We start from the raw sequence: 15644 nt of genomic DNA, 5'->3' as shown, positions 1-15644 counted from the left end.
TTTAGATGCTTAAGTGCCTGTCCCCCCCCCAATACTCACTAATACACTGTACTCAGAAATCTGGACTCTGTATCCTAATGGCTATAAACATCTATCAAGGACAATGACGATGTGGTATCTCATATATTCGCAAGACGTAGAGAACAGCCTACCGCTACGCAAGCAAGTGCGTGACGCACACCTTGAGCGCTTACACCAACTGGAAAAAGAAAACCGCTTGATGATTGCAGGACCAAACCCTGCCGTTGATAGCGAAGAGCCGGGCGAAGCTGGGTTTACGGGGTCAACCGTTATTGCTTGGTTTGAGTCATTATCAGCCGCCCAAGCCTGGGCCGACAAAGACCCTTATTTAGCCGCTGGCGTCTATGCAGACGTAACCGTTAAACCTTTCAAAAAAGTGCTTCCTCAGGACCCTGCCTAATGCGATTAGTAAAAGTATTAATGATGGCTGCTATAGGGCTAATACTGAGTGCCTGTAGTAGCACCCAGCATGACCAAGCCGCAGAAGCCGCAATCCAACGTGCCGACATGATTGCACAGTTACTGCCGATGGATATTGAAGGCTACTCACTGGTTCGCGCTCGTGCACAAGATGCCATCATCGAGCTGACGCTTCTAGAGAAGAATGCCAAAAAAGCACCGGGGCAGCTCTTTTCCGGCTTAAAACGTCGATATTGCGAGGATAACGATATCCGCAGTATGTTAGATAGTGGTATCAGCTATACCATTTTGGTTCGCGATACCCGTGGTCGACAAATCCTCAAAAACGCTATCGATGCCCCCGGGTGTGCTAGCTAATTAATTGCCAAGGCTGCTCCCACTCCACCGGTAAGGTTGGCCACAATTCGCCTTGGGTCGGGGGCAGCACATAGCTATAGTGTTTTTCAGGCTGATCGTCGGTAAAACGACATGTAAATTGCAGCCCATAAGCGTGTAAGTAGCCACGATCAGCAGGCTCGCCGCCATAGTAATCATCACCGATAAGCGGAGAGCCAATGCTTTTCATCGCCACGCGAATTTGATGGGTTTTGCCTGTGTAGGGCCGACAGAGAAAAAGTCGCCGCCCCTCACCACCAGCAATAGAGGTAAAACGCGTTCTCGCAGGGTTATCTTTGCTGGTCAGTAATTTCCAGCTACCTCGCCGTCCCTTAGTCATATCACCAACGATCAATCCCTGCTTCTTACGCGGCTTTTTCGCACTCAATGCCAAATAGAACTTTTCTATCTCGCGTGAAGCAAACAGCCCAGAGAGGACAGACGCCGCATGAGAAGAAGTTGCCAGCAGCAGCAAGCCCGATGTCATCTTGTCTAACCGATGCACAAGGTAGACTTTCTCAACCCCAATATGCGCCGCCACGGCCGGTAAAAGTGCCGCATGATCGGCTTCTTTTTGCACGCTAACGCCGTGGTGCTTATTGATCACCACAAAGTGTTGGTTTTGGTCGACAATTGAAAACATAACGAGGAAATTTACTGGTTRCCCATTGAGGACAGGCATCATAACGGCTTCACTCCTGCGCCGCTAGGGCAATCATATAAGTGACTGTCCCCCGAGTGTTCCTAGGGTAATTATAAAGGTGTCTGTCCCGTTAGTTCCGTTAGCTTAAAGTGCCTGTCCCTTTAAAGCGCCCTTAAAGCGCCCTTAAAGCGGAGTACTTAAGTCTTCTCCTGCTGCTCATCCCAATTCGGAAGCGTTTGGCAAAACGGGCACTCTTCATTATCCACCGAGGCACCGCCCGCTTCCACATAACGAACTCTGTGGCTACGCGTGCTTCGATTGGAAGACACTGTAAATCGCCGTTGATCACGATCGGCAACTGTACTTTCTGTCTCCTTACTCGTCATGGTTTACCTCCAACAAATGCCGAAACTGACTCAGCAGTATGTTACTTAGTCGCGGATTCAACCGCTAAGTGCAACACGCCAGCAAAAAGTGCCTGTCCCTGATAGCCATACGCTGCTAGGGCAATCATATAAGTGACTGTCCCCCGAGTGTTTAGGGTCCTGGGTCCTAGAAAACAGAAAAAGCAAAAGTACCAATGCGAGCACCCCGCTGATCTTCTTGTATTCTCAAACTAATGCCTACGTAGTTTTAGCCATTGTCTGAATAGCCATTGAGAGAAACCACTATTCTGAGCGGCTTTTTGGCGCTGCTCATACATAAAGTCAATAGTCTGCTCTGGCGTGAGATAATAGCCTGTTTTAGGGCTTACATAAAAAGGATAGTAGATTAATGTTGCTGCCACTAATTCAGGCAGTGTTCGCCGGACTCCTCGACGCTCATGAGAGTACATATCTTCAGTTAACCCCCACCCTGAATAAAATGGCTGACCGTAGCAGGTAACCGGGACGTTTCGCAGCAACGCCTCAAATCCCGTCAAAGACGTCAAAGTATGCACTTCATCAACCTGCTCGAGTAAATAAGCCATATCAACGTTACCGATGATTTCATCGGCAAATTGCTCGGCAGTTTGCTCATCTTGACCTTGTTGGCGTAAACCCGCCTGTACGTCTGGATGAGGTTTATAGACAATATAGGCGTGTGGATTTGCTTTGCGGACCGCTTGAAGTAGAGAAAGGTTACTCTTTAATACCGGTGAGCCAAAACGAATAGATGCATCAGACTCGACTTGCCCAGGCACCAGTATCACCCTTTTATCCATGGGGGGGTGCCAATGACTATTGCCAACATTGTATTTACTGACCTTAAGTTCAACTAAACGATTAATGAGTGTCTCAGCCCGCTGTAAATCACTTGGTAAAAAGTGACCGTCAACTAGAATACGCTCTAAACGTGACACGCGTGTCGCATCGTAATATATGCCGAGATCGTCTACGACCCAAGAGATGGGGCGAGTCAAATCCGCCCCCAAACCAACCGAACGAATAAATCCGTCTTCAACGCACAAATCAGCTACTTTGGTACTTCCCCAACGCAACGAACGGTGAGGCGAAGAATGCGGATTATACGTTCGATGAATAAAAGGAATACGCATTTTGTTTTGATATACAAAATGTAACTTTGCTCCCTTTAAGAAGTCAGTAAGGATAGGTTGCTTCCATCGGGAAATATCAATAGCGCTAATATCGCCATCAATACGTTGCGATTGCTGACGCTGAAAGGCTAACCAAGTCATCAAGTCTTCTACTTGGCAGCATCGCTCCCACTCTGGATGCCAATAGCGAGGATACTCAACTAACGAAGCATAGACCAACTGCTCAATGGTGACAGACTGCCTCCGAGTTGGTGCAGGAAAGTCATCAATGGTAACCCCCCACCCTGCATAAAAAGGCATACCAAATGTATGCACTGTTTTGCCCCATAAAAGCGCTTCAAACCCCATTTGAGACGTCACACAAAAAACTGCACTCGCTTTTTCTAGCAATTTTGGGGGGTGGATGTCGTCAGCTAAAATCACGACTCTATCCGCATGCTCTTTGTATAAGTCAGCAACCGCTTGCCCCGTTAAGTAACCGGACTTTWTACCCGCAAATACATCCGGATGCGTTTTTATCACAACCTGGTGATTCGGGTAAGATGCTAGCGCGCTCTCCAACATTWTTCGGAAACAACCCTCATCGGCAAGGCCATCACGCACAGAGGCATCACCCATTGTCTGGTCAACCACTAAAACAAACGGCTTTTCAACAACAGGAATCGCCTTTTCAACACTATGGTTATATTTAGAGACTCTGAGCGTCTGCCATTGCCTTACCAGATCTCGCGCTCTTTGCATTTGCATATCAGACAATGGCTGCATTATCAGCTGCTCCAACCGAGAAGCCTGCGCTGCATCGTAATAAATACCGATATCATCTATCACAATTGAGAGCGGTGGAGATTGATGTCCCAACAATAAAGACCGCAAAAAGCCATCTTCTAAGCGAATAACGGGTAACTGCCTACGCTCAGCAAATCGCTTCGCTTTTAACGAGGAAGGTTTATTGCCCCATGCGATAACCGCCGTGTCGGAGGATTGCTGTCGATAATTATTACGCGCAATGGGCGATAAATACCGAACTGAGCCTCCTAWACACTCAGAGAGATGGGTAATGCTTGATAATGCAGGAGAGATAGTTAAAAACTGAGAATAATGCATCATTTATCTGCCATACTCCCGGCAAGTAGCGATTTATAATACGTTTGGTCTTGTAGCAACATTGCAACTGCGTTATACCAACGCTCATGTTCCATTGGAACCAATAATCCATTTACCCCGTTGATAACCTGCCCTCGATAAGCAGGATGATCGGCATAAATGCCAACTGCACCGGCTTGTGCAATATCATAAAACTTCGTGCACGAGCGTGCTGAGTTAAATCGACTATCCAGTAAAGGCGCTAAGCCAATATCGCGGCCCTTTTTTGCCAGCAAAGTACGATAATTCGGCCAAGACATTGGGTGAAGTACATGTACCCGCGGCAGGTGCCGAAACAAAAGATTGGTTTCACCATCTCCAATAAGCTCGATGCTTAATTGAGGAAAGTCACGCAATAGTCGCTCAAACAAAGGTTTTAACCATAAGAACTCCTGCTTATGGCTTGCCGAACCGTGATAAAAAAGGGTCTGTGTAATCGTTTGAGCATGCCAACTACTTGGAGGACATACTGTTGGCTGCCAACTTGCGTATTTTTCTGCTAGATAGTGATTCGCCACCCACAAATTCGCACCGATATCACGCCAGAAGCGCTGATGTTTCAACGCGTATTTCCAAAGCTTCCAACGATAACGAACCGATAACCCTGATGTCGCTTGCCAATCCAATAAATCGTCATCAATAAAAAGTACAATTGACGCAATTTTTCTACGATTTTTTTTAATCCACGTCCGCCACGCTTTGTTCATATACCGGACAAATAGAAGATTTAGCTTTTCTCCAGATCCACTATCATCAGTTTTGTAATAATCGAGACATTGATTGGGTTGCTCACCTAATAAAACACATTGCCAATCTGCATCCATCGCCGACAATTTAGGTCTAACAAAAAAATCAAATGACGGGTTTTCACGCTCTTGAATCACGATCCACTGAGAGGGTAGCGAGTCAGTCGACATCATAATTGACTCCAATCGATGGACTCTTGAGGGAATGGGTTGAGATTAAAATTCGCCAATCTTGCGTCTAACATAGGATGATAAAAAGGATCCGAATAATTTTTAATTGACCAGCGCTGATGCATAAACTCAACTTCTTGGGCTGCACGGCGCTGCTTCTCCGGAGTGCTATCTTTACCACGACTCAAAGACTCATGATGGTACAATTGAGCGAACGGTGTATACATAACACGTAAACCTTTTTCACGCACACGCAAACATAAGTCCACGTCGTTAAATGCCACCGTCAATTGCTCGTTCAACCCACCTAATGATTGATAAAGCGATTTACGCATCGCTAAACATGCAGCCGTGACTGCACTGACTTCTTGAACCAAAATACCCTCGTGGCGTTTTTCAGCCATCCCTAGGGATTGAAACGCCAAGCGATGCGTCGCTACCTGTCGCGGCCCAACCACACAGCCCGCATGCTGGATAAGTCCATTCGAAAACAAGAGCTGTGCACCGACAACGCCGACAGCGGGTAAAGTCAGGCATCCGACCATAGCCTCAATCCAGTTTCCACTGATAACTTGCGTATCATTATTGAGCAAAATAACGACTTCACCATGTGCATGCTCAACGGCAAAATTATTAATCGCTGAAAAATTGAACACGTCATCGTAATTCAGCACGCGCACTTTTGGGTGCCGCTCAATCTCCTGTAACCAAATGAATGTCTCCGATTCTTGGCTTTGATTATCGACCAGCAATATTTCGAACTCAGCGTACTCCGTCAAAGTTAATACACTATCGATACATTGCTGAGTAACGACAACATTATCACGAAACGGAATAACAATGGACACCACAGGCTGCCATGTGCTGGTGTAATTGAGTTTTGCAACACAGTGTTCCGACACAATACGCTCAGCACTGATACCACACCGATACAAATGCTGCGTAAGTACCGTATTCAGTTCCGAGAGTCGATGGGTATATGTTTGTAACCACAAAGGTATGCGCACATGATGAAATGCATCGACCAACTGGGTTTCCGCCAGCGCCAACAATAACGAGTAAGGAGAATAGGCGCAGCTCATCGGTTTTTCAGCTGACCATAATGCTTTAAGCTGCGTTAACACTGAACGCTCAACGAATAGCACATCACCACAATAATGCGCTGCACGCTGCCGTTCGAGACACCAATCTGGCTTTAAGCTTATGCGATCAGGCATAGATCCCACGGATGATGCCAAAGAGCCATAAACATGATCCGAATAAATCACTTTAATAWGATTCTGATTGATACTCGCTCGATAAAAACAAGTCACCGCGTAAGGTAATAATTTGGCTCCGACCGGCACGATTAAACACCAGTTCCAACGCGGATTATCATACAACATATCAATCGTTGCGACTCGCGCACTGACATACGTTGGCACATCAAACTGTATACGCGAATCAATCCATATCTCTGCATCTTGCCCTGAACAAGATTCGAGCGTCGCTATAAAAGACGCTTGCGTCATCTCCTCTGAAGCAAAAATCCATACCACAACCTTATCTTTAACATGGTGGCCAAGCCGAGCCTTCAACTCACCAGCATCGATGGCGGTTTGCGTGTAATGCTCGTGCCACCAATTTTCTAATGGCACTTCTGGAGAACGCACTTTACATAACTGTAATTTCTGGTAGGTCGCACGTAAGCCAAAGCGGCGCCACCAATTTAGCACTTGCTTAGCCCAACCGGTGTGATCAACGATATCGCGACGGCGCAATGCTACTAACAATGAAAACGCTTGATACCCTAAAGACCAAATCGATCGTGCTGGCTTCACACACTTTTTATCTAATCGCACCCTAGCATGGCTGCTCAAATCACAATCACGGATACGGACTGCCCGCGCACCTCGAGGCAGCGCGATCCATTGCTTAACGACACCGTGTAAACTTGCACCAACAGGTAAGTATTGCCTCCGCCCATCATGGTTGATGAATTCAACAACAAATCCTTGATATCGCCATGGCTCAGCAATACAAAGTGACAACCAGTAATACCGTGCTTTCGCTATTGGACCTTCAATCAGTCGCGCTATCTCGTCGTCAGACGTGCCTACCCACGACGTCAGTTGCGGCTTTTTATCCATATTACTCATCGCATATCCACCAAGCGTTGCTATGGTTATTTTCACTGACGTTCAAAAACGGTATATTACCGCCTAACGTCCTTTGTTTGAATACTGCGCCTATGTCACTTACATCTAATCGATTAAATTCTGAGATCCTCTCTCACTGCGCTCAATATTTAAACAAAAAGCGACCCGAGAAATTTATTTCCATGGAACCACATATACGTTATCCAGGTTCTGTTACTGCACAGATAAARAATCATTCTTGGGTCCTAAGACAAGTCACAAAAAATACCCTCAAACTCGAACACCCTAATTCGGAAGGAGGGTGGTATCAGTTGAAGGTAAAATATCACGCCCTTTCATTAGCCAAAGAGACAAAATTAGCAAAAGAGATAAATTCAGTATTTGTTGAGTTCGGTGATCAACAAGCGCCAATCACATTGATTCAAGAAAAAACTGGGCTCCTGAGCTTAACATTTCATAGTCCAATACCTCTAAAACATATTGAACTGATATGGCCAACCCTTAGCGCACATATCAAGGTTAGCATTCAGCTAAAGCGCGTCTCTCAAGTCAGCGCTGTGATGAGCATGCTACGCACCGTCTCACGACGAGAGCAACAAGAAGGAGAGAGCTGGCAACATATTTATCGTATTACGCGGGCAAGACAAAAGCGCGTCGATTGGCCATTTGCCCTCCAGCGCCTCGTCCAGACATACCATCCAATGCTCAGCGGTAAAACCCTTCTCCAGACGCCCTACGCATTCTGGCGGCAGCACTTTCAACCTAAGCTGCCTAACCTTCATTGCCAGCAAAGCATACCTACAGTGGTGTGGATGCCAATTCCAGATGATATTACATCCGATGGTAAAAAAGGGGTACAACAAACAATTCAAAGCCTCATCGCTCAAACCCATCAATACTGGCAACTCAATCTGCTTACACAGAGCCTCCCCGCATGGCTGGAAGCGCACCTAGCTACGCTTCAAGAAGACAGGGTCCAGATAACCTCATATAACAAGGCGCAACTCGCACCCACTGCTTGGCATAGTTTCATCGAGTGTGGTGATCAATGGCCAAAACATGCGCTAGCACTCTTTGCTCAGTGTATAGCACATAATGCAGAAGCCAGTTTGGTTTACAGTGACCATGACGAAATTACCGTCCAGCAGGAAAGATGTGCTCCCGCCTTTAAGCCACAATGGAACCCCGAACTACTGAAAAGCAACAACTACATGGGTCGTGCCGTCTTTTTTAATGGACAGTTGATGCACTCATCTTTTCTCGCAATGCCCCAACATGTCCGCTGTCTTCACGCGGCATTAAACACACCTACGGCCAAATGCGCTTGCATTCATATACCGCATATACTTTTCCACCAGCGCCGTAGCGAACAACAAGGCATTGCGTTGACCGAACGTCAACAGGTACAAAGCGCACTTAAGCAACTCACCCAGAATGATGTGCATACTATTACGCGTGTCACTTTCGACAAAACGCATCAAGTCTATCACGCACACTACCGTCTTCCGGCTCCTCATCCACGCGTGTCGATTATCATCCCAACCCGAAATGGATTAACGATTACGCGGCAATGTGTGGAGAGTATCCTACGGCTAACAAGTTATCCGAATTACCAAATAACTATCGTCAATAATCAAAGTGACTGTCCCGACACCTTGGCGTGGTTCCAACAAATTAGTCAGCATAGTAGTGTTCAAGTATTAGACTATAACCAACCGTTTAACTACTCTGCGATCAACAATTTCGCCGTCGCACACAGCGACGGCGATCTCGTGTGTCTACTAAATAACGATACCGAAGTTATCCATTCCACTTGGCTCACTGAGATGGTCCGTCAAGCAAGTCGACCAGATATTGGCTGCGTCGGGGCCAAACTGTTATTTTTTGATGACACCATTCAACACGCCGGGGTTATCTTAGGCATATGGGGGCTCGCAGGCCATGCACATAAACATTACTCTACATACAGTCATGGCTATCAGAAACGCTTAGCATGTAGCCAGAATTATTCCGCAGTCACTGCAGCCTGTCTGCTAGTCAAGCGCTCGCTCTATGAATCCGTCGGCGGGCTTGATGAAAAGCTCACCGTTGCGTTCAACGATGTTGATTTTTGCCTCAAAGTACAACAAGCAGGTTATTACAACCTCTGGACGCCACGTGCAACGCTTTACCACTATGAGTCCAAAAGTCGGGGCAAAGAAGACACGCCAGCGAAGAAAGCGCGAGAGCAACAAGAGATCACGCTCATGAAACAACGCTGGCCAGCCATCATTCAAAATGACCCTCACTATAGTCGCCATCTAACGCGTCATCGTGAGGACTTTACTTTACGCTTAGAAGAAGAGCATTTTGAGGCAACAACAAAAACATAACGGGATCACGGTTTGAATCGTTGCCATACTGAGGTCTTGCGTGGCCGCTCAATTTCCGCAATTTGCTGAGGCGTTAACCACCGCCCCTCCAAAACCTTAATGAGTTGGCCGTTGACCCGAAAACCAAAAATAAAAGGTTTATTGAATACCGGCACCTCAAACTGAAAACCACAGCGTCGAAGTGGGTGCTTATCCGCACTGACACCAAGCTTTTGCTCCACCACATTCGGACGCTCAATATTCAGTTCAAAATTATGGCGCCGTCCCTCCTCCTCAACCCAAATCGTCGCCCGGTAAATGGGCTCATATAAAAGCCAACCATGAAACTTAAGCATTGCGCCATCATCAGCCGTGTTCTCCACACCTGGTCTTGGCCCATCCAAATGCCAAGCTAATACGCTTGATACATCGATCTTGTGTCGCACAAAATGCAACTGTTGACTAGACTTCATAACTATCTCAACTACTTACCTATCTTTACGGTCAATGACATCAACGGTTATCAAGGACGTGTCGCTATCGATTGGCGTGATCCCATCGTCCTGTCGACCCAATCGCTCGCAGATTGACATCCATTGTTCAACGCCCTCACTAACGGGCAATGCCTGTTTTACCCACTGTTGACCATGGTATGCCCGTTGCTGCAACGCCTGTCTATCGCTGCAAAGCACCGCTAAGTGTGCGGTAACTGCCGCGTGATCTAAATACGCTGCCCAAAGCACCGGCGAGCCTGCTGCCCACTCCACCATGCTACCTTGGGAATAAGCAATCACCACTCTTCCTGCACCGAGCGCCTCAAGTACCGTGCGCCCAAACGACTCATAAAAATGAGAGAGACTTAATACCACATCCAATGATGCTAATGCGTCATCTGGTTTATCCACATAACCGGCGAAGTGAAGATTACTCGGCACTCTATCCGCCTGCATTGCCTCAATGTCAGCGGTGTGTGGCCCAAACAGATAAAAGTCGATAGGAAGCTGTTCCGACAACGCTTGCTCAGCCACTCGAAACACATCCCAGATCCCTTTTTTAACTATATTGCTACTCAGCATCCCCACTTTTAGACGCTCTCCATTCGGAATACCAACGGCACCTGCCTCTGGGACACACCATGGATTTTGCCAAACAAGCGGTTTACGCACATCGGTTAACCACTCAGCCWCCGCCTGAGAGTTGGCGATCCACGTATCCACCAAAGGGTCAAAGTGATGCAGCCAAGCATTGGCCGTCGTCCCTAACGCAGCACACAAACTTGGGTCATGCTCGGGTAATTCTCGGACATGTACCGCCGTAGGTATCCCTAACTGTTTGGCAGCGCATAACGGTAAGTCAATCACCAAGGTATTCACATACACAACCTTGGCGTTAACGCGCTCAAGCCAAGCTCTCCACACCTGGCAAGACGCATCCAATAGCGCGCGCTCCTGATGCCACCAAGGCGTAGGAATAAAGGTCACACGATGACAAAACGGCATGATTTGCTCAACATAATCACGGGTAGCCGAAGGCAAGACCACTTCAATCCGATAACCATGGTGTTGCCAATCTTTGCGAGTCGCGATTTGTTTCAGTATTTGAACAAAACTGCGCTCAGCACCGAATTGATAGTTCGACACATGATGTCCCACATACACCATCGCAGGTTGGTCAGCTGTTGCGCCCGGTTGTGACGGTGGGGTTTCCAAGTGCCCTCCTATCGAAAGAGGGATAGGCGGTGTGTTCGGTTCGTGAGTTAATCGGTGCCACAGTGGATTGATTGTGTTCGCGTCAGGATACAAAAACTGATACGCCGAAGTTGAAAAATGTGAACAAGGATCACGGCCCTCTTGCCAACCATGAGCCAAGTAATGCTCGACTGCGTCGATATTTGCAGCCGCGACATCCGGATAACGTTGTCGATACCACCCTTCATCTACCCACTGACACTCTCGGACATAGCGGGCAAAATTATCCCTCTGTAAGGCCGACGAGCCTCGACATAGGCGTGGCGGCACGGCAAACGGACGCGTGGTCATTTCTGCGGGTAAAGGTAACTGATGCGACATGGTGTGATGCCAAGCCAAAGCGCGTTCGTGATAGTCTTTTCGCACGCCGTAAAACTGAGTTCGTAAATGGGTCGCACTATGCTGAGTCAAACTATCGGTCAACACCATCCCCAAAGAAAGCGGAATACCCGGCATCACCTCGACAATCGCGTCAGCGCCGTAGACATGCTGTAATCGATAGTAATATTCAGTATCCGCATTCACGGCCACATTATCCCAACACCCAAGCGCACTGAACACTTCGCGCTTGATTAGCAGCGAAGAGACATTCCGGTACACCCAGCCTTGCTCCATCCGCCAACGCTGGAACTGCAACTTCTCGTCGCAGCGAATCCAATGGGATACAGATGCAACAGCATGGCGATCGGATAACAATGCTTGCATTTGACGCTCAATCTTTTGTGGATGAGACCAATCATCGGCGTCGTGCACGGTTAACCAATCGCCTGTCGCACATTGCATACCTCGATTGCGCGCCGCATAGGCGCCTTGATTTTCGGACTGCTCAACCAAGCGAATTCTTGAATCACGCGCCTGCCATCGCCWCACCACGCTAGCACTGTTGTCGTCCGACGCATCATCAACCACAATCAACTCTAGATAGGGCCATGTTTGCCCACATAAACTCGCCAATGCACGCGCAATAGTCTGCTCCGCGTTGTAGCAAGGAATGACGACAGATACTCGATAACGCCAAGGTAAAAATCGCCGCCAGCCGAGTGACGTAGGTAAAGCGTGACGCACACCAGGCATATCGGAGGGTAACAGGTGCGACATATCTTGGGGAGCGGGTGCGCGCGATAACCCTTCTTGTTCCCAACCTCGTTGCAAGGCTTCCCAACTCCCGAGCGTGCCTTGTGTCATCCCGATAGCAAGTTGGCGCTCCAATCCATCCGGCCACGCCATATCGGCGAGTAGCCTCGCTAACTGTGCGTCCTGCTTTTGATGATACAGCGCTGAAAAGCACAGCAGCCAAGGCGCTTGCGTTGGCACTAATAGGCACGCGGTCGCATCACAAAGTATGGGCTTTAAATAATCCGCAACCCCCGCATACTCTCCCTCACTGGCATAAAAACGCGCCAGTACAAACCCCGCCAAACTTCTATTAACACGCTGTTGGTGCGTATCGCATTGTTCAAATAACGCCTTTAATTGAGCCAGCGCCCGCTCACGCTGCAAAGGCTGGCGCCAAAGTATCGACTCCCATTCAAACGCAGGAAGCGCACATGGCAGACGGTTCTCGTTGCAGCCATGGTGAGAAAAATGCCACCAAGGGTCGACGCCCGCCTCAGCCACATCTGGGTACTGGCGTAAATACCACTCGGCATCAAAAATAGCTGTCAATTGTTCAGCGACCACATGATATCCTTAAAAAACTGTCGGTCTGAATGGCTGGCCTCTACTCTAACATATGCCGCGAATTACGGGCACTTCAGGGCATAAGTAAACACTCAATCCCCTTCCATCACTCACCACAAAGCAAAAAAAAGAACCATGCGACAAAGCATGGCTCTTAAACGGTTCGCGCTTTAGCACAATAGTGCCACTAGTGTGCAATCATAAAATCATYAAAGTACGCACACTCGGTGGTAAAGTTCCCTGCATCATCTTTTGGTRCCCAGGTATCATCACTCCCACCGTGGAAAGTGCTAAACAATAAATGCTGAATGTAACTGTCCGTACTATCGCTGGCACGTAAGCGTAAATTATCAACTACCATACGCTGCTCACCGTCAATCCACACTTCCACCATACCATTCGATACAGACGCAGGCTGATTAACCTGCACGACCAACTGCAAATGGTAATACTGGCCAGGGATAAACGTAAAGTTCGGTACCCGCCACGAGTCACCATACGTACCGGGAATATCTTGATGATAAATATACGTTGATAACGTACCCGCCGAGCCAAAGCTAAGGCGCACACTCCAGCCATCATCGGTCATTTCTCGTCCGCCCGTAATGGCGCGCAATGGTCCCAACCCATGCAGTTTCCCACCACGAACAAACTTGAAATCCTCACAAAATTCAACATTAAAGCTCAATGAATAGCGAGAAGCGGGCGGCAAGGCTTTTTTGTCTAGCACTCGACGGCTACCGCGCTCATACCCCTCATAGTTCACTTGAATGCCGGTTGAATTATTCACACCTCCCGCCTCAGCACGTTCAATCAACGCGTTATCAAACAGGCTCAGTGCAAAATCGGATAAACTGCTATCAAAGCTCTCAGCAAAGACAGGCGCACCAAAACGCTGGTAGCATTCAGCCAACGACGCCGCAGCCACTAAATCAAATTCGGAGCCACAACGTAACGCCGTTACCTCATCGTCACGTAATCGCGTTTCAACCCACAAACCACTATCAACACGTTTTAGCACAAGTTGTTCGCGATCACTGATATTGTCTCGTCTTAATCGCGTCCAAGAGTCCGCACCGTAGCTATCTGGGAACGACAGCGCGGGCTCAATAAAATCGAGTCGTGACAGATCCACGGCAATTGGCGAACCGCTACCATACAAGCGCTGCCAGACCTCATCCACAATCGCATTCGCTCCGGGCAAAAAGGTATGCTGACTCTCATCAGTACGCTGGGATGATGCATTCGCTATAACATCGACCTCCAGCGTCGCTAGTGTACTCGCCTCTTGGGTTGGCATCTGGCAACGCCCTTGTACCTCATCAAAGTCAGTCGTTGCTCGCCCCATAATACGGTACTCAGTGGCTTGCCAGTTTGCCCAATATTCAACCGACACCGTACACGTTGAGCCGCCTGTCCATTGAATTGTCGTACCCCGCTGCAGCTCACCAACAACCTCTTCACCCTGCTGAAAAATAGACACAGGCTGAGTCACCGAATCGAACGTACCAGACACCTCAGCCACACGAAGCATGACATTGTTTTCCGCAACACCAAAATCCTGACGCAACCATTTATCGGTGATTTGACCGCTACCTTCCGCGACCGTGGGTAAATAGACCCGTGTTACCTTTGTAAAATCTGGATATAGCTGTGCAACCTGTTCCTTTTCTGCATGCGCTTGTTGAAGCCCGACAGCAAATCGCTGAGCGATCGTATGCGTGCGACCATCGCCGCTCTCAATAAAATCGCCATACAGCTGGTTAGTCGACAAATTATACGTAGAGCGAATATCAGACTCCGCCTCATCAATCAAAGTAACCAATTGGGCGCGAGCCTCTGAATCTGTACGCACTAACTCACAGCTGAGCTCAGCAGTCTGCGCGCGTTGCCACGCCGTAATCGCTTTTTGCCATATCTGCGTCGTGAAAGGCGAAATCACTAAATTACTGGCTTGTTGCTCACCAAGACGTTGCTCGCGGATCACTTGAGGCGTTGCAATGAGCTGGTAGGCGCGCGTCACCTCCCCGTAATCCGAATCAAAAGCGCCGACCGGCACATTGACTACGATAGGCACATATTGCCAGCAGGCCTCCAACGCGTTTTGATCCACAGAGAAGCGCCCCTGCGCTTCTGTCAAAACATTGGGCTCATTCGCATCRAGAGTATGATTAAAGTTGTAATCGAGGAACACAGTTGCGCCTTCGAGGTAGCCATCGATCGCCATACCAACAATCGCAGAAGACACAGGGGTTGAAGGGCTAGGTCCAGAGGTGTTGCCCTCTGAAGATGAATCGCTCGAGCCACCGCAGGCGAGTAAAACAACACTAAAGCCACACACTTGCAATAACCGAAAGAACTCTTTCATAACTGCTGCCTCTTTCAGTGTACATATAAAAGTATTAGTACACAGAAACAAAGGCAGCAATCATTATTAATAATTTTATTTATAAAATAAGAAGGTGTCGATAATGGCTAAATGTCGTTATATATCAATATCAAAACGCTGTAACTAATAAACCTACACAAGAGAGAACTAATATTTTTGTTAACAAAAACAAAATCCTCAAATAACTGTTTTTAAACAGGTTTTTATTTCATTCTATATTAAAAACCTCCTTAAGTGATTGATTATTGATTTTTTTATTATCGATAAATATCTCATTGACCT

The 15644-nt window shown here is 47.8% G+C and carries 11 protein-coding genes; 3 read left to right on the top strand and 8 right to left on the bottom strand.

The features are described 5' to 3' along the window. The first annotated feature begins 109 nt into the window (after positions 1-109). Positions 110-421, top strand: a complete 312-nt coding sequence (locus BZG83_RS09420; RefSeq protein WP_077480259.1) for a YciI family protein — start codon at positions 110-112, stop codon at positions 419-421. Further along, on the top strand, positions 421-798 hold the full coding sequence (gene gspS2, locus BZG83_RS09415; protein WP_077480258.1) for a type II secretion system pilot lipoprotein GspS-beta: 378 nt from the start codon (positions 421-423) through the stop codon (positions 796-798). The genes BZG83_RS09420 and gspS2 overlap by 1 nt, the downstream gene beginning before the upstream one ends. Here gspS2 and BZG83_RS09410 read toward each other — a convergent pair. The 5 genes from BZG83_RS09410 to BZG83_RS09390 form a co-directional block, all read right to left on the bottom strand. Then, on the bottom strand, positions 791-1459 hold the full coding sequence (locus tag BZG83_RS09410; protein WP_077480269.1) for a TIGR01621 family pseudouridine synthase: 669 nt from the start codon (positions 1457-1459) through the stop codon (positions 791-793). The two genes, gspS2 and BZG83_RS09410, sit on opposite strands and share 8 nt — an antisense overlap. Before the next feature lie 197 nt (positions 1460-1656). Then, positions 1657-1845 carry a hypothetical protein gene (locus BZG83_RS09405; RefSeq protein WP_077480257.1) on the bottom strand — a complete coding sequence of 63 codons (189 nt, stop codon included), beginning with the start codon at positions 1843-1845 and terminating at the stop codon, positions 1657-1659. 230 nt (positions 1846-2075) lie between these two features. Then, on the bottom strand, positions 2076-4103 hold the full coding sequence (locus BZG83_RS09400; protein WP_077480256.1) for a capsular polysaccharide biosynthesis protein: 2028 nt from the start codon (positions 4101-4103) through the stop codon (positions 2076-2078). Then, positions 4100-5059 carry a glycosyltransferase family 1 protein gene (locus BZG83_RS09395; RefSeq protein ID WP_108744054.1) on the bottom strand — a complete coding sequence of 320 codons (960 nt, stop codon included), beginning with the start codon at positions 5057-5059 and terminating at the stop codon, positions 4100-4102. Before BZG83_RS09395 ends, BZG83_RS09400 begins: the two co-directional genes overlap by 4 nt. Beyond that, positions 5056-7194 (bottom strand): glycosyltransferase family 2 protein, encoded by a 2139-nt coding sequence (locus BZG83_RS09390; RefSeq protein ID WP_077480255.1) that lies wholly within the window; start codon positions 7192-7194, stop codon positions 5056-5058. Before BZG83_RS09390 ends, BZG83_RS09395 begins: the two co-directional genes overlap by 4 nt. Positions 7195-7286: 92 nt before the next feature. On the opposite strand from BZG83_RS09390, the gene BZG83_RS09385 reads away from it, so the two are divergent. Then, positions 7287-9566, top strand: coding sequence for a glycosyltransferase family 2 protein (locus tag BZG83_RS09385; protein WP_158074948.1), 2280 nt, complete (start codon positions 7287-7289; stop codon positions 9564-9566). 5 nt (positions 9567-9571) lie between these two features. Here the strand turns inward: BZG83_RS09385 and BZG83_RS09380 are convergent, their stop codons facing one another. From BZG83_RS09380 to BZG83_RS09370, 3 genes are all read right to left on the bottom strand, one after another. After that, complete coding sequence (locus BZG83_RS09380) at positions 9572-10018, bottom strand: hypothetical protein (RefSeq protein ID WP_077480254.1); 447 nt, start codon at positions 10016-10018, stop codon at positions 9572-9574. A 15-nt stretch (positions 10019-10033) separates the two neighbouring features. After that, positions 10034-12973, bottom strand: a complete 2940-nt coding sequence (locus BZG83_RS09375) for a glycosyltransferase (protein ID WP_077480253.1) — start codon at positions 12971-12973, stop codon at positions 10034-10036. 187 nt (positions 12974-13160) lie between these two features. Then, positions 13161-15341 carry a polysaccharide lyase gene (locus tag BZG83_RS09370; RefSeq protein ID WP_077480252.1) on the bottom strand — a complete coding sequence of 727 codons (2181 nt, stop codon included), beginning with the start codon at positions 15339-15341 and terminating at the stop codon, positions 13161-13163. Positions 15342-15644 lie beyond the last annotated feature (303 nt).

Source organism: Salinivibrio sp. PR919 (genome assembly GCF_001995355.1).
GTDB lineage: Bacteria > Pseudomonadota > Gammaproteobacteria > Enterobacterales > Vibrionaceae > Salinivibrio > Salinivibrio proteolyticus.
The sequence above is the reverse complement of the archived record's forward strand: the minus strand, read 5'-3'. Positions and strand labels throughout refer to the sequence as shown.